This is a genomic window from Allobosea sp. LjRoot9 (genome assembly GCF_964252745.1).
Lineage (GTDB): Bacteria > Pseudomonadota > Alphaproteobacteria > Rhizobiales > Beijerinckiaceae > Allobosea.
The window spans coordinates 258,075-273,729 of the sequence record NZ_CAXUPC020000002.1; the positions used below are offsets into that span (position 1 = coordinate 258,075).

17 protein-coding genes are annotated in these 15,655 nt (G+C 62.1%); 7 read left to right on the top strand and 10 right to left on the bottom strand.

The genetic code is table 11. The features are described from left to right. Positions 1-18: 18 nt before the first annotated feature. The 9 genes from ACSQ3P_RS09765 to ACSQ3P_RS09805 form a co-directional block, all read right to left on the bottom strand. Positions 19-1,254, bottom strand: coding sequence for an amidohydrolase family protein (locus ACSQ3P_RS09765; protein ID WP_436165398.1), 1,236 nt, complete (start codon positions 1,252-1,254; stop codon positions 19-21). A 25-nt stretch (positions 1,255-1,279) separates the two neighbouring features. Then, on the bottom strand, positions 1,280-2,143 hold the full coding sequence (locus ACSQ3P_RS09770) for an ABC transporter permease (protein ID WP_436165399.1): 864 nt from the start codon (positions 2,141-2,143) through the stop codon (positions 1,280-1,282). 13 nt (positions 2,144-2,156) lie between these two features. After that, positions 2,157-3,230: an ABC transporter ATP-binding protein gene (locus ACSQ3P_RS09775; RefSeq protein ID WP_436165400.1), complete on the bottom strand. Its 1,074-nt coding sequence runs from the start codon at positions 3,228-3,230 to the stop codon at positions 2,157-2,159. Next, positions 3,230-4,075, bottom strand: a complete 846-nt coding sequence (locus tag ACSQ3P_RS09780; protein ID WP_436165401.1) for an ABC transporter permease — start codon at positions 4,073-4,075, stop codon at positions 3,230-3,232. The genes ACSQ3P_RS09775 and ACSQ3P_RS09780 overlap by 1 nt, the downstream gene beginning before the upstream one ends. Before the next feature lie 437 nt (positions 4,076-4,512). Next, on the bottom strand, positions 4,513-4,962 hold the full coding sequence (locus ACSQ3P_RS09785; RefSeq protein WP_436165402.1) for a VOC family protein: 450 nt from the start codon (positions 4,960-4,962) through the stop codon (positions 4,513-4,515). Between the two features lie 4 nt (positions 4,963-4,966). Next, entirely contained in the window at positions 4,967-5,743 is a 777-nt protein-coding gene (locus tag ACSQ3P_RS09790) for an SDR family NAD(P)-dependent oxidoreductase (protein WP_436165403.1), read from the bottom strand. Between the two features lie 21 nt (positions 5,744-5,764). Further along, complete coding sequence (locus ACSQ3P_RS09795; RefSeq protein ID WP_436165404.1) at positions 5,765-6,958, bottom strand: NAD(P)/FAD-dependent oxidoreductase; 1,194 nt, start codon at positions 6,956-6,958, stop codon at positions 5,765-5,767. Positions 6,959-6,976: 18 nt separating this feature from the next. Then, a complete protein-coding gene (locus ACSQ3P_RS09800; protein WP_436165405.1) occupies positions 6,977-7,564 on the bottom strand; it encodes a thiamine pyrophosphate-dependent enzyme in 588 nt (195 codons plus the stop codon). Between the two features lie 5 nt (positions 7,565-7,569). Further along, positions 7,570-8,112 carry a thiamine pyrophosphate-binding protein gene (locus ACSQ3P_RS09805; protein ID WP_436166224.1) on the bottom strand — a complete coding sequence of 181 codons (543 nt, stop codon included), beginning with the start codon at positions 8,110-8,112 and terminating at the stop codon, positions 7,570-7,572. Between the two features lie 121 nt (positions 8,113-8,233). Here ACSQ3P_RS09805 and ACSQ3P_RS09810 point away from each other — a divergent pair, with 121 nt between their 5' ends. The 5 genes from ACSQ3P_RS09810 to ACSQ3P_RS09830 all read left to right on the top strand — a co-directional run bounded on the left by ACSQ3P_RS09810 (position 8,234) and on the right by ACSQ3P_RS09830 (position 13,258). Next, a complete protein-coding gene (locus tag ACSQ3P_RS09810; protein ID WP_436165406.1) occupies positions 8,234-9,193 on the top strand; it encodes a LysR family transcriptional regulator in 960 nt (319 codons plus the stop codon). Positions 9,194-9,273: 80 nt separating this feature from the next. Beyond that, positions 9,274-10,014 (top strand): NAD(P)H-dependent oxidoreductase, encoded by a 741-nt coding sequence (locus tag ACSQ3P_RS09815; protein WP_436165407.1) that lies wholly within the window; start codon positions 9,274-9,276, stop codon positions 10,012-10,014. A gap of 311 nt (positions 10,015-10,325) precedes the next feature. Beyond that, complete coding sequence (locus ACSQ3P_RS09820; RefSeq protein ID WP_436165408.1) at positions 10,326-11,303, top strand: Bug family tripartite tricarboxylate transporter substrate binding protein; 978 nt, start codon at positions 10,326-10,328, stop codon at positions 11,301-11,303. Between the two features lie 22 nt (positions 11,304-11,325). Next, a complete protein-coding gene (gene proC, locus ACSQ3P_RS09825) occupies positions 11,326-12,144 on the top strand; it encodes a pyrroline-5-carboxylate reductase (protein ID WP_436165409.1) in 819 nt (272 codons plus the stop codon). A 34-nt stretch (positions 12,145-12,178) separates the two neighbouring features. After that, complete coding sequence (locus ACSQ3P_RS09830) at positions 12,179-13,258, top strand: Ldh family oxidoreductase (RefSeq protein WP_436165410.1); 1,080 nt, start codon at positions 12,179-12,181, stop codon at positions 13,256-13,258. A 140-nt stretch (positions 13,259-13,398) separates the two neighbouring features. Here ACSQ3P_RS09830 and ACSQ3P_RS09835 read toward each other — a convergent pair whose 3' ends face one another. Further along, positions 13,399-14,109: a GntR family transcriptional regulator gene (locus ACSQ3P_RS09835; RefSeq protein WP_436165411.1), complete on the bottom strand. Its 711-nt coding sequence runs from the start codon at positions 14,107-14,109 to the stop codon at positions 13,399-13,401. Between the two features lie 181 nt (positions 14,110-14,290). Here ACSQ3P_RS09835 and ACSQ3P_RS09840 point away from each other — a divergent pair, with 181 nt between their 5' ends. Further along, positions 14,291-14,707, top strand: coding sequence for a carboxymuconolactone decarboxylase family protein (locus ACSQ3P_RS09840; RefSeq protein WP_436165412.1), 417 nt, complete (start codon positions 14,291-14,293; stop codon positions 14,705-14,707). Next, entirely contained in the window at positions 14,704-15,627 is a 924-nt protein-coding gene (locus ACSQ3P_RS09845) for an NAD(P)-dependent oxidoreductase (RefSeq protein ID WP_436165413.1), read from the top strand. The genes ACSQ3P_RS09840 and ACSQ3P_RS09845 overlap by 4 nt, the downstream gene beginning before the upstream one ends. The last annotated feature ends 28 nt before the right edge of the window (positions 15,628-15,655 follow it).

The window sequence follows — 15,655 nt, forward strand, 5'->3', positions numbered from 1 at the left end:
GGGTTTCAGCAGCGTGGTTCAGCCAAGGTCGTTTTTGACGATCTGGCCTGCCTTCATCACCAGACGCAGATTCTGCTCCGGTCGGGTCATCACGCGGATGTCATGCAGGGGATTGCCTTCGACCACGATCAAGTCCGCGCAATAGCCTGCGGCGACACGCCCGATGCGACCATCCAGTCTGACCAGTTCGGCAGCAACAGTCGTCGCCGAGCGCAGTAGCTCCAACGGGCTCAGGACTTCACTGCGCAGCACGAATTCATCAAGCTGCGCCTCATGAAGCTCGGCCCCGACGAGATCCGTACCGTAAGCCATCGGAATGCCGTGACGCTTGGCGATCTCGACTGCCTTGATGCCCGAGGAGATCAGGGCGTTGATCTTCGCCACGGACTCCGCTGCCATGCCCAACTTGGCGCCGTGCCTGGAGGACATCTGATAGGTGATCAGCGTCGGCACGAGGAAGCAGCCACGCTGCTTCAGGAGCTTGGCTGTCTCCTCGTCGAGATAGTTGCCATGTTCGATGGAACGAACGCCGAGACGCGCCGCTCTTTCGATGGTGCGCCCGGAATAAGCATGCACCACCGTATAGAGGTTCGCCATTTCGGCTTCCTCGACAACGGCTTTGATCTCTTCTTCCGAGAATTGATCCGAATCCAGCCTGTCAGTCGGCGATGCTGCGCCACCTCCGCCCATGATCTTGATGTGGTTGGCGCCGCGGCGGATCTCCGCACGGGCGGCTTTGCGAACCTCCGGCACGCCATCGCAGATCACTCCAAGGCCGGGCTGGGTGTAGGCCGCATCATAAGCTTCGTGACCCGGGCCTCGCAGATCGCCATGTCCACCCGTCTGAGACAGGGCCTTGCCGCCGAACAAAAGGCGCGGACCAGGGAACAGCCCCTCCTCCACGGCTTTCGACAGGCCGAAATCTGCGCCGCCCACATCACGGACCGTCGTGAAGCCACGCAGCAACATCCGGTTCAGGATGCGCGCGGACTGCGCGGTTACATAGGCCGGAGACGACCGCGCCAGCGTCCCAAAGTCGGCAGTGAATGCCGTGACGTGAACGTGAGCGTCGATGAGGCCAGGCAGGAGTGTACGCCCGCGAAGATCAAGAACCTGGCTATCGCTAGAAGGACTGCCTGCTCCGTCGCCGACTTCGCGGATTGTGCCGTTCTCGACGATCACGGTCCGCGCGGGAACAAGTTCTCCCAAATCGAGATCAAGCACATTCGCGTTCTTGAGGACGGTCAGGGCCATGGCGCCCTCCTTTTTCAGGCGTATGTCAGGATTTACGGGAGCGTCCGAAGACGCTCGTCAGGAGCAGCGTCGTCACCACCAGGAAGAAGGCCAGCGTCGCACCGACCGGCCAATTGTTCTTCGCCAGGATCTCGTCGGTCAGCGCAGGCGCCATCATCCTGAAGCTTGGGCCCCCGAGCAGGACGGGCGTGGCGTAGGCGTTCATGCCGAGGATGAAGGAGAGCACGAAGGCGGTGCGTACGCCCGGCAATGCAAGCGGCAGCGTGACCTTTCGGAACGTCTCGAACGGCGTCGCTCCCAAGCTGATCGCAGCCTCCTCGACGGATGGGTTGATGCCGTCCAGAACGCTCTGGATTGTCAGCACCACGAAGGGAATGTTGACCGCAACCGAGCCGATCAACACCGCCACGGGCGTGTACATGATCCGGATCGGTTCGGCGGTGATGCCAAGGCCGACGAGGATAGCATTGACCAGCCCCTGCTCGCCGAAAGCCAGCATCCAGCCTGCGGCGCGAACGGCGTTTCCGACGAACAGGGGCACGATGACGAGCAGGACGAGAAACTTCTTCATGCGTCCCGCACGGCTGATGAAATGCGCGAGCGGTAGACCTATCAGCAATGCGAGCAGCGTGACCGACAGCGCCATGGCGATCGTCGTCATCAGCACGTTGCGGTAATACGGGTCGCTGACGACGTTGACGTAGTTGGCAAAGGTGAAGTCCGAGACCATGAACTGGCCGGGGACGAACCGGTTGAAACTGTATCGCGCCAGCAGGACCAGTGGCAGCAGGTAAACCACAATCGTTATCGCCAAGGCCGGCGTCACCAGCAGGAACTCGCTGCTTCGGCTTGGAGCCGTGGCATCGGTCGACATCGTTGGCTTCGCCATCGCCGAAACTCCCTTAAGCCGCAGCGGCAGCGTTCTCATCGCGTCGCATCGCCATGAGACTGGGTTTTGGCAACCGCAGATGGACGTGATCGCCTTCCGTGATGCTGGCTAGGGGATCCGACGATCCCAGATGAACCGTGATGACCACATCCTCGGCGACGCGGCATTCCGCGAGAATCCCGGCCCCCAGATAGGTCTTGGATTCGACGATGGCGTCGACCTCGTTCTCCGCACCGATATCTCGCTCACGAGAGATTTCGACCTGCTCGGGGCGGATGACGAGCAGGTCGCAGTCCGCAGAGGCGTTCTCGACCGCCAAGCTTGCGCCCCCGGCTGTCACAAAGGCACCTTCATGCATCGAACCGGCGATGAAGTTCGCCTGCCCAATGAAATCTGCGACGAATGGGTTGAGCGGCCGCGCGTAGATATCCGCCGGCGTGCCGATCTGCTGGACGCGGCCCTGGCTCATCACGACCAGGCGATCGGCGATGCTCATCGCCTCCTCCTGGTCATGCGTCACCAGCACGGTCGTGATCCCGAGCGTCTTCTGGAGGCGCCGGATTTCCTGCCGGATGCTCAGCCTCAATTTGGCGTCGAGGTTCGAGAGCGGCTCGTCGAGCAGGAGGATGTCCGGCGAGATGACGATGGCGCGGGCGATTGCGACACGCTGCTGCTGCCCGCCGGAAAGCTCCCGCGGCATCCGAGCGGCGAGATGCCCCATGCGGACAAGTTCGAGCGCCTCCGCAACTTTGCTCGCGATCGTCGCCTCGACGACCTTTCGGCGCCTCAGACCGAACGCGACGTTCTCGGACACCGAGAGGTGCGGGAAGAGTGCGTAATTCTGAAACACCACGCCAATGTTGCGATCATAGGCTGGAACGCCGGTGATCTCGCGAGAGCCAAGCCGGATGCTGCCTTCGCTGGGATCGATGAAACCGGCAATCATGCGCAGCGTCGTCGTCTTGCCGCAGCCCGACGGTCCGAGAAAGACGACGAGTTCGCCCTCCTCGACGTCGAGATTGAAATCTTCGACGGCCACGGTAGCGCCGTAGCGCTTTGCGAGGCCGGAAATGCTGATCTTCGTCATCAGACAACTTTCGTCAGCGGGACAAAACGGTCGGTGATCAGGAGCCCCGCTGCGATCATCACGATCTGCAGCACGGAAATCGCAGCCACGCTCGGGTCGATCCGCCATTCCAGATATTGGAGGATGGCGATCGGCAGCGTCGTCTGCCCGGGAGCCACCAGAAAGAGTGAAAGCTCCAGGTTTCCGAAGCTGACGACGAAGCTGAACAGAGCGGCCGCCACGATGCCCGGCCACATCAATGGCACGGTCACTTTGACGAGAACGGTCATCGGCCTAGCGCCAAGGCTAATCGCCGCCTCTTCGACAGCGCGATCCACGGAGCCGATATTGGCGAGGATGAGCCTGAGGCACCATGGGATCGCAAGCAGGATGTGCCCGAGTACAAGACCCCCGGTCGAGCCAACGAGCGGCAGGTCGGTCAGGATCTCGAACTGGATGAGGCCGACATAGAGGCCAGCCCCGACAACGATCGCCGGGACGATCATCGGACTCATCAGAAACTGCAGGATCGCCGCGCTCATCGGAAGGCGGTTTCGCGTGAGTGCAATCGCGGCGGGTACTGCGACAAGGAGGCCCGCAAGGGATGCCAATGCCGCCACACGCAAGCTGTTGACGAAGCCGCCCGTGAATTGCGCATTGGCCAGGGCGGTCGGATACCAAATCGTCGAGTATCCGCTCGGCGGCACCGCCGGGATCTGATCCTTGAAGAAACTCAACCAGAATATCAGCCCTAATGGGCAGAGAAGGCAGAACAACGCGAACGCGATCATCACGTAATATGCCAAGCGGCCCGTTGCCACGGAAACGGCCCTCAGCCTTGTCGGCGTTGTGTCGCGTCGCATCATCGACACGGCCTCCTATGGATCGGTCGAGCCGCGTGCAGCAGGGATGACAGAGGCCGTCGAATAGGGGGCAGAGGCACCCTGGCTGATGCTTGCCCGGTCATGCTCGCGCGCATCCTCATCCGTCCCAAGGGCTGCCCCATCCGAGCGATGCGACCGCTGTAGCGCTCACTGCGGGCATCTCGAGTTCAGAGTATTCAACTCCCTGCGACTGAATACAATCAATTAAATTTGCATACCATACAGCTCGGCCATTCCTTGCACGCAGGGAGCCAGACGGAACTGCGTGAAGAACCAAACCGGTGCATCAAAAACCAAACTCGCTTGGTCCAAAGACCCGCGCTTATGAAGCTCTCTCCGTCAGTCGCTGCTTTCGTCGCGCGCACGATCGCATCGGCGATCGGCCTGCCGTCGGTTGAGGTCGATCGACCCGGCCATGATCACTTATTGGCCACTGGCGTGGCGCGTGTCAGCAGGACGACACCTGCAGCGTCAGCCGTATCGTAGTAGGTGAAACCACTCCCATTTTCGCGCCGGCCCCGCATCAGCAGCGAAAGACCAGATGCCCTTGCCTCGGTTTCGGCAGCATTGGCGTCAGGCACTTCGAAGCCGATATGGAAGACGCCCTCACCCTTCGTATCGAGAAACTCGCGCTGCGGACTCGGCTCTGCGCTCGGCTCGCAAAGCTGAAGCTGGATGTTGGGCAAATTGCAAACGCGGTACTTCAACGTCATGAAGGCATCGCGGCTGGGAACCGACAGGTCCGTGTAATCCGCCATCGGAGGATAGGCCTGCCATGGTGCGATCCCGATGGATTCATACCAAGCTTGCGCCTTGTCGATATCAGCCACCACGATGCAGATATGGTGCAGCTTGTCGAAGTTGTTCATCGGCTCAATCCCTTACCGGTACGACGTAGTTCAGGATACGGCGCCCGCCGTCGGGATAAATCGTTTCACCCGTGAAATAGGACGCGTCGTCACTGGCCAGGAACGCGACGACAGAGGCAATCTCGGCTGGGGTGCCGCAGCGGCCGATCGGGGTACGTGAGAGGATCGCGCGACGCGTTTCGTCCGAGTCGATGAACGAGCCTTCGACCATCTCCGTCAGGATCGTTCCTGGACCGACCCCGACCACGCGAATGTTATGGGGTGCGAAGGCAACGGCCGCCGTGCTCGTGATCTGATTCATGCCGCCTTTGGAAATCGCGTAGGTCGCGACTCGGGGGTTTGCCAGCCCCGAATTGATCGACGACATGTTGATGATCACCCCACCCTGTCCTTGGGCTATCATCTGACGGCCGGCCGCCTGAACGCCCATGAAGGCGCCCTTCAGGTTGATGCCGAGCACCTTGTCGTAGTCGGCCTCGGTGACGTCCAGGAAATCCTGCATCATCGCGATGCCGGCATTGTTGACCATGATATCGACACGGCCGAATTTTTGGACTGCCGCCAGGATCAGGGCATCCAGCTGAGCCTTTTGGCTGACGTCAGTCGTGACGGCCAAAACGGTGTCGGCTGCGCCAATGGCGGCAGCGGTTTCATTGAGGCGGACCGTATCGATATCGGCGATCACGACCTTGGCGCCTTCTGCCAAGAAGCGCTCGGCGCAGGCGCGACCGATACCTCGTGCCGCGCCGGTGACGACCGCCACCTTTCCCTTCAGTTTCATGCTCGTATCCTTCTCAGCTCGCTAATAGACCACCGTCTCGTGCAGCGGCGTGCCCGACCGGATCCGTCCGAAGCCGAGAGGTGACAGGTCGATCGCTTTGAATCCGCCATGCACGATCAACTCGGCGATACCTCGCCCGGTCGCCGGCGCATGCATCACCCCGTGGCCGGAAAAACCTGTCGCGAAGACCAGATTCTCGATCTCGTCATGGCGGCCGACGATGCCGTTATGGTCGAACGTATTGACCTCATAATGGCCAGCCCAGGCGCGCTCGACCCGCAATTGCTCGAGCGCCGGGATACGATGCGCCAATGCCGGCCAAAGCGTCTCTTCCAGCAGCGCGTGGGCCGGCTCGAAATCGCCCGTCGCATCCGGGTCATTGTCGTCCGTCGGCGCGATTCCGCAGATGAAGCCTTCGCCTTCGGGGCGGATCCAGGCTCCCGAGATATCGAACAGCATGGGAAAGCCCGACCGTTCGAGCGGTGTCTTGATGCCGAACACTGTGCGTTTGCGGGCCGAAACGGGAAGCGCGATGCCAAGATCGCGCACGATCGCTGCCGAGGCTGGGCCCGCGGCGTTGATGCACCAATCAGCCTTGATCTCGCCCCCGCCTGACAGCCGCACTCCGGTGACGCGCCCTCCCGCCACGGTGATCGCCTCGGCATTCCCCTCGACATAGCTGACGTCGCGGTCGCGCGCCCCGCGTCGCATCAGCGAAAGCAGCGACCAGGCATCGAACCAGCCTTCGTCGCGCCGCGCCGTGGTGGCAACGCCGAGATCCTCGACATTGAGCCAGGGAAAGCGCGCTTGCGCCTCGACAGGCGTCAGCGCTGCGACATCGGCCCCTTCGCCGCGCTGCATCTCCACGCCTGCCCTTCTCGCCTCGACCGCTTCCGGGCCACCGAGGATGAGATAGCCACGCTCAACGAAACCAATGTCGGCATCGCGTCCGAAGCGTTCCCTGATCGAACGGAAGAATGCTGCGCCGAACAGGCTCATATGGATGTTGACCGGCGTGCCGAACTGCGTGCGGATCGAAGCGGCCGACAAGGCGGTGGATGATCGCTGATAGGTCGGATCGCGCTCGATGACCGTGATCACCCCGGCAAAGCCGAGCTCGCGCAGGAAATAAGCGATCGACGATCCCACGATCGCACCGCCGACGATGACCACAGCTTCCGATCTCTGCGCCACCGAGCCCTCTTCGTCGGTCATATGGATGCCATGCGGCTTTCAGCAGGTCTCAAGGCCAAGGTGCTTGCGGAAGCGGTTCTTGACGTGCGCAGCATCTCGAGGTGGCAGCGACCGGGGGAGGTTCTCGGCGGCGATCTTGAGAACGAAGAGCCGGGGCCCTGCGCTGGGCTGGCGCAGACGATCGCAAAGCTGATCCACCTCCTCCAGCAAGCGCAGCTCGGCCGCCTCAGCAAAGCCACAGGCCGCCGCCACCTTGTCGAAGGCTATGCCGCGGCCGGTATGGCTGGACTGCATCCCGGTCTCGCCGAAATGCTGGTTGTCGAGCACAATCAGGTCGAGATTCTTCGGGCGCGCCACCGAGATCGTCGCCAGGGCTCCGAAGGCCATGAGCTGCTCGCCATCGCCGGTGATGACCATCACCCGCTTCGTTGGCTGCGCTTGGGCGATTCCAAGCCCGACCAGCGCGGCGCCCCCCATCGCGCCCCAGAGATAGTAGTTATCGTCGCGATCGCCGGCCGCATGCACATCGTAGCTCGGCGAACCGAGGCCGGTGACGACCAGAGCCCCGTCACGCGCGTCGAGCAGCTTCTTCACCGCGACGCGGCGGTCCATCGTCGAAATCACCATGACGCTTACCACTTCTTCTTGCCGAGCAGGCGCTGCCCGATCAGCACGGCAATCTGCTGATCGGCGTCGAAGGCCATCGTCGCGGCTTGAGCCACGGTCTCGACCAGATCGGAACCGGTCTCGGCGCGCAAAACGGTCAAACCGATCGCCTTCAACGAAGCTTCAGTCGCCTGCCCCATCGGCACCTGCCAGGGATTGAACTCGGCCCATTCCCCACGCATCGTCACCAGTATGAGCAGGGGAAAGCGCGCCTGAACCGGCAGGGACAGCATATTGATGCAGTTGCCCACACCCGATGACTGCATCAGCACGACGCTGCGCTTGCCGCCAAGCCAGGCGCCGGCTGCAATCGCTACGCCCTCTTCCTCGGTTGTCAGCACGTTGGTGATGACGTCGGGATCCGCATTGAACAGCTTGATCAGCGTCGAATGGCCGGCATCGGGCACATAAGACATCTGGCTGACGCCAGCGGCCTTGAGCGTGTCATAGAGTGCGATCGGCCAGTCCGACGACAGGTCGCGAGCCTTGCTGTCTTCAGACGAAGAAATCACTGCGGCGGCACTCAAGGCTTGTCTCCCCGACATGGCTTGTTGCCAGCTCTATAGCCTTGTCGGAAACGCACTCACATCGACTGGTTTTCATAAACAGATATAACGGTATTCTATAGCGATGGAACTTTCCCAACTTCGGACGCTCATCCACGTCGCCGAACTCGGCAGCTTGTCGAAGGCCGCAGACCGACTCCACATCGCTCAACCCGCACTCAGCCGCCAGATACGTATGCTGGAGGAGGAGCTTGGCGCGCGCCTCTTCGACCGGCACGGCCGCGGCATGACCGTCACCGAGCAGGGGCAGGATGTCCTGCTCCACGCTTTGCGGGTGATGGCTGAGCTTGAGGAAATCCAGGCCGTCGTCTCGGATGAAAACGCGCCGCTACGCGGCCATGTTTCGATCGGAATGCCCCCAACCGCATCTGACATCTTGTCCGAACCACTGGTTTCCGCCTTTCGGGACGCCCATCCCGAGGCGACGCTGCGGATCGTCAGCGCCTATTCGGGCTATCTGATGGACTGGCTGCAGCGCGGGGAGATCGATGCAGCGATCCTCTACGATCCAAGATCCGCGCGGTCCCTGCGCACCCAACCGCTATTGGAAGAGACGCTATTCTTGATAGGTCCACCCAACTCCGGGCTTTCTCGGGACCAGAGCGTCGAGTTCATCGAGCTTGCAAACCAGCGCCTCCTGCTGCCCAGCGCCGGGCACGGTCTTCGCTCGATCGTCGAACGCTATGCCGGCGAGCTTGGCATCAAATTGAACATCAAAGTCGAGGCCGACAGCTATTCGACGCTAAAAAGCCTCGTCCACAAGGGCCATGGCGTGACAGTGCTGCCGCTTGCGCCCATCCACGAGGAATTGCGGGAGGGCAGGCTTTGCGCGGCCCCGCTGGTCAATCCGGTGCCGATGCGCCGCCTCATCATGTCTTACCCGGCCGATCGGGCAACACCTCGGCTCGCTCGTTTCGCTGCTCAGATCATTGCTGGCACGATCAGAGCCATGGTCGAACAGGGCATTTGGTCCGGCCGGCTTCCGGACCTCGACACTGAGGCAAAGACAAGCAGCCCGCTATAGAAATCCAGCATAGCTGCTCTCGCCAGCTTGTCATTGTCGAACGGCTGCTCCGGCCTTTACACACGGCGTGAGGAGCCCCCATGAACATCCTGATCGTCTATGCGCACCCGGAGCCGACATCCTTCAACGGGGCTCTGCGCGACCTCGCAATCGAGGTGCTGAGCGCTCAAGGTCATATGGTGGAGATTTCAGATCTTTATCGGATGAACTTCAACGCGGTCACGGGGCTCGGGGACTTCACCGGCGAACGTTCTGACTCCACTCGGCTAAGCATCGCGCGAGAGCAGACTCACGCATTGGAGACCGGCACAATTGCTCCAGACATCGCCGCGGAGCAGGCCAAGATCAGCCGCGCCGATATGCTGATCCTCCAATTTCCGATCTGGTGGTTCGGCATGCCCGCCATCCTCAAGGGCTGGGCTGACCGGGTATTCGCCCGCGGGTTCGCTTATCTTCCAGGCCGCAAATACGATACCGGCATGTTCCACGGAAAGCTCGCGCTTGTCTCGGCGACCACCGGCACCTCGGCTGAAACATATGCCCCCGACGGGATCGACGGCGACATCCTCTCGGTGCTCTGGCCCGTTCACAATGGTCTGCTGCGCTATACCGGCTTCGATGTGCTGCCGCCCTATGTCGCCTATATGCCGGGCCGCTTGGACCAAGCCGGACGCGCCGCCCAGCTCGATGCTTATCGCGAACGGCTGCTGACGATCGACACGACACCGAGGCTATTCTTTCACCCCGCCTCGGACTACGCCCCGAACGAGCGCCTGAAACCTGGCGTGCTCGCGCGTTCGGGCGTGCAGCGCAACGTCTGAGACCACGCCAGCGGCCTGTGTTCCGCCATTGCGCAAACCCGCAGCCCCTTCTGTGCGCCCTACGCTTGCGGAGGCGATCGCGGTCTTGGCCTCAAAACATATCCATTCCGACAGCGACGAGTTGGGTCGTCTCAGTTCGGAGCCAAGCACCTGTCAGCCAACGGTCGCGCCGAGCTCGAGGAGACGCTTCCCAACTGGGAGGCGTCGCCGTACAATATTATCCATTTGACATTTTTTGAGTTCAATCAGATCATAATTGTATATTATTTTGCCGCGCACACACGCCTCGGCAACCACTAGCGAGGTCCACGATGACAGCTGCAGCTCGCCTCTTGGCATGGGCACTCATCGCCATCGTCAGCGGCCACTCCAACATTGTCCGCGCCCAGACTTATCCAGACCGCCCTGTCCGCATCATCGTTCCTTTTCCAGCCGGTGGTGGCACCGATGCGCTCAGCCGCATCCTCGCTGAAGCGCTCGCTCAAAGACTTGGCCAGCGCTTCGTGGTCGAGAACATTTCAGGAGCCGGCGGCAACTTGGGCGCTGCGCGTGTCGCGAATTCCGAAGCTGATGGTTATTCTCTGTTGATCGGCTCCATGGGTGTCTTGAGCGTCAATCCTCTCATTTACCGCAATACCGGCACTGCTGTCGTAGACAAGCTCGTACCGATTTCTCTCGTTTTCGAGACGGGGCACCTGATCGTCGTCAATCCGCGCGTTGAAGCACGATCTTTGACCGAGCTTGCGGCACTGGCCAAATCGGAAGGCGGCAAACTGACCTATGCCTCCGGTGGCATCGGCACTTCCACGCATCTCTATGCCGAGTTGTTCAATCTGCTGAGCGGCTCTTCGATGACGCATGTCCCCTATCGTGGAAACGGCCCCGCACTGCTGGACGTCATCGCCGGACATGCGCAAATCATGTTTGACCAGATCGGCAACTCGTCAGAGCAAGTGCGTGCCGGCAAGGTTCGCGGGCTGGCTGTGACGACGCCGTCTCGGCTGCCAATCATACCCGACGTGCCCACGACCGCGGAGATCGGGATGCCACAGCTGTCCGGGACGTCATGGACGATGCTCATGGCTCCGTCCGGAACATCGACTGCGATCCTGGGAAAGCTCAACGCGGCGATCGCTGCCATCACCGCAGATCCCGTCATGCGCGACAAGATGGAATCGATCGGTGCGTCTGCGAGAGCAAGTTCCTCGGCGGAGGCAGCCGCATTGATGCGATCCGAACTGGAGCGCTGGAAGCCGGTGGTTGCAGCGGTCGGCCTTCAGGCCAACTGAGCCTGGACAGGAGTTATTCTCGATGACGCGTCAAACCGATCTCATGATGCTGGGCTGCGGCAACATGGGCGCCGCTATTGCGGGGGGCTACCTCAAGCGAAACCCGGGAGCCCGCATTCTAGCCGTCGACCCTCAGGTGGCGCGCGCCGCTGAATTGTTGCAAGGCGTCGCGGGCATTGATCTCGTCCCGACACTTCAAGCGGAACCGCTCGTCGACCCAAGGGCCACGATCGTCGCGCTGAAGCCGCAGGTGACCGCAGACATCCTTCCACAGCTTGCCGCTCATCCGGCTGGCCGAGGGCTGGTCGTCTCCGTCGTAGCTGGCGTTTCGATTGGCACCCTTCGGCAGGCCTTGCCGGGAGCCCGGCTCATCCGGGCAATGCCGAATACGCCGGCTCTGGTGTCGAAGGGCGTAACCGTTCTCGTCGCGGCAGCGGATACGACGGAAGCCGATCGAGCATTCTGCGAGGAATTGTTCAGTGCGGTGGGCACGGTGCACTGGCTCGACGATGAGGGGCTGATGGACAGCGTGACGGCCGTTTCCGGCAGCGGGCCGGCCTATATCTTCGCTTTCGCCGAGGCTTTCATCGCCGCGGCGCAAGCAGTCGGCCTCGATGCCCCGCTTGCGAAAGCCCTCGTCGTGGAGACGCTGGACGGTGCGACCGCGATGATCCGCGAGACGGGGCGTCCTCTCTCCGATCTCAAAAGCGCGGTGCGCAGCCCGGCCGGCACGACCGATGCGGCATTGCGGGTCTTCGAGCACGACCAAATGCTGGCCCGCCTGATCGCGGAGGCCGTCACGGCTGCGGCAGTTCGAGCCCGAGAGCTTGGAGCGGGCTGAAGAACGGGCAGGAGCCCGGTGAAGGGATACGGCAATGGCTGTTGCTTCAAAGCGAATGTCGGTCGCTGAGTTGGAAGCACTTATCCAGCGCGCCCTGGGGCGTGCAGGTCTCGCCCACGACAATATCGCACCAGTGGCGCACAGCATCACGGCGTGTGAACGCGACGGGGTGAAGGGGCATGGCCTCCTTCGGCTCCCCGGCTTCGTTCATTCGCTCGCCACCGGCTGGGCCGACGGCACGTCTCGCCCGCAGATCGTGAGCGAAACGGATAGCTTGCTCACCATTGACGCACATAACGGCTTTGCACAGGTCGCGTTGGCATCGACGCAAGCTCGTCTGAAGGAGATGGCACGGAAGACCGGGGTTGCCGTCCTCTCGACGCGCAACTCGCATCACTTCTCGGCCATTTGGCCTGACATCGAGCCTTTCGCAGAAGATGGTTTCGTTGCGTTTTCCTGCGTCAACTCCAAGAAGCGAATGGCGGCATGGGGAGGTGGCCGTCCTGTGATCGGAACGAACGCCATGGCATTCGCAGCACCACGAACCGACGGGCATCCACTCGTCTGGGATCAGTCGTCGAGCGTGCTGTCGCAAGGGGACGTATTGCTTGCTGCCAAGGAGGGCCGGAGCCTGGAGCTCGGAGTAGGTTGCGACGCGGACGGGCGCCCGACGACCTCCCCCGCCAAGATCCTGGAGGGTGGTGCACTTCTCCCATTCGGCGGCCCGAAGGGCGCCTCGCTGGCAGTCATGGTCGAGATCCTGGCGGCGGCCCTCACGGGCGGGCCCTTCGGCTTTGAGGATTCTTCACCCAGCGGGACGACCACAACCTCGCTGGGAGGGCAATTTTTGTTGATCATAGACCCCCGGCGCTCGACCGGAGACTTCTACGATCGGATGGCCGGATTCTGCGCCGCCCTGGTCGAAGCCGGCTCTGAGCGTCTCCCAGGAGACCGTCGGTACAGCGCACGCGCGCTCAGCCTAGCGAACGGTATTGAGCTCGACGGCCATGCTTTTGAAAGCCTGTTGGAACTTGCCGGAGCGGACAAGGATTGCTCCCCGGATCGGTCAGCCCGACCGGTTGTCGAGGGCTCATGCCGGACGAAAGCGATCTGATCGTTCGTCACGAGAGCCTGGGACGCTTGTTTCGACAAGTGGCGCCCGATCCTTTTGACCGCTCCCGGGTGGAAACGATGGTCGGCAAGCCCACAGTCCGAAAAGCCTTGCCTCACCGCCTGGAGCACCAAGGGGCCAGCTCAAATGGATTTTGATCTGATCGTCAGATCCCGCTCGTGCTCCTGCTCAGCAAGCGCCCGAAGCGCGACCTCAGCAGCGCGCCGGACATGATCACGGCATGCCTGCGCTGCCAGGTCCGGCTGACGCCGTTCGATCGCCTCGACGATCTGGCGCACCTCAGCCAACATATGTGGCAGCCTCCCCGGCGCCGACAGCGACATTCCGCGGAGCTGTGTGATGCGGCTCAGCAAAGGCGCGAGCATTTTGGCGACATGATCGTTGCGACAGCCCCGCAACAGCACATCGTAAAACCGTCGTTTCAGGGCAACCAGCCCGTCGCTGCCAGAACCGGCTTGATACGCGGCCATCTCCTCATAAATCCGGCGCAAACCGATACGCTCCTCATCCGAGGCTCGAACCGCAAAGGCTTCGCCAGCCAAGGCTTCGAGCACGCCGCGAACCTCATAAATCTGCGCCGCTTCCACACCGGACAGATAGGCAACGAAGGGACCGCGGTTCGGCAAGACGGTGACGAGGCCCTCTGCCTCAAGCAACCTCACTGCCTCGCGCACGACCGTTCGGCTCGCGCCGAACAACTCGCACAGCATCCGATCCGGCAGATGCTCGCCCGCCGCAAACCGTCCGCTGACGATAGCGTTGCGGATTCCGTTCTCGACCAGCAGCCGAACCGGTTGAGGGACCACGCGTAGCTGCTGGCTTTCGTCTGTCATGGCCCCCGCGGATCCCCCCAATATTGTGCCCTATCACCGATCAGGGCGCATACGCACTAACGGCATTCCGTAGCGAAGAGCACGCGCCAGGTCGACGGCCAAACCGAAAAGCGAAATCATAGATTGACATACAATATGACAATTTCTAGGAGAGTCATACATCGGCAGAAGGGTGGCGCAAATGTCTGAAGACGATGCTCTGTTTCAGAAGGGCTTACCTATCCGGCGAGAGGTGCTGGGGGCCGATTATGTCGACGCCTCCATGGCCAAGGCCGACGCGTTCATGATGTCCTTCCAACGGGCGACGACATCATGGGCCTGGGGGTGGGCTTGGGGCGATCCGACTTTGGACCGACGTACGCGCAGCATGTTGAACCTCGCCATGCTCACGGCACTCGGTAGGACACCCGAGATCAAGCTGCATGTGAAGGGAGCGCTGAACAACGGCGTTTCTGTCGAGGAGATCAAAGCGGTCCTGCTTCATGCAACCGCGTACTGCGGCATCCCGGCAGGGCTGGACGCCTTCAAGGCAGCGCACGAAGTCCTGGTCAAAGAAGCCGCGCTGACGGGCGAGCCAGTGACGGATCCAGACCGATGAGCGCTGGGACGCCTATCCGTCGCGTCGGCTTCATCGGCATCGGCAATATGGGGTGGCCGATGGCTGCCAATCTGCACAAGGCCGGTTTCGAGATCGCGGTTTGCGACGCCGTTGCCGGACATGCAACGCGCTTCGCCAACGAGGTCGGCGGTCGAGCAGCCACCGACCCAGCGGACGCGGCCCAGGGGGTCGACGCGGTCGTCACGATCCTGCCCACCAGCAAGCATGTCGAGAGTGTGGTGCAGTCGATGCGAGGCAGCCTGCCGCGAGGGGCGCTACTGATCGAGATGAGCTCAGGCATTCCGCTGGTGACACGCCGTCTCGCGGATCTCTTGAGCCCGGACGGCATCGAGGTCGTCGACGCGCCCGTATCGGGCGGTGTGTCGCGCGCTCGCAGCGGCGAACTTGCCATCATGGCTGGAGGAGCCGCGACAGTCCTTGACCGCGCCGAGCCCGTACTTCGCGCGATGAGCACGACCATCCACCGCGTCGGCGCCGTCGGCGCCGGTCAAGCGATGAAGGCGTTGAACAATCTCGTCTCGGCCGGCGGTTTTTTGGTTGGCATAGAGGCGTTGCTTATCGGCCAGAAATTCGGCCTGGATCCCGCGCTGATGGTGGATGTGCTGAACGCCTCGACGGGCATGAACAACAGCACCCAGAAGAAGTTCAAGCAGTTCGTGCTTTCCCGCCGGTTCGACAGCGGTTTCGGCCTCGATCTGATGGTCAAGGACCTGACTATCGCTCTCGATGTCGGACGCGGAACGGACACGCCCACCCCGTTCGCAGCACTCTGCCGGGAGTTGGCGGCCAGTGCCGCCGCCCTGCTCGGGCCGGGGCAAGACCACACCGCGCTGGCCCAGCTTAGCGAAAGGCTGGCGGGCACGGCCCTGAGCGGCTCGGATCGCCCCCCCGACGCCTGATCGTGCTCGCAGGCCACGGGAGTTGCCC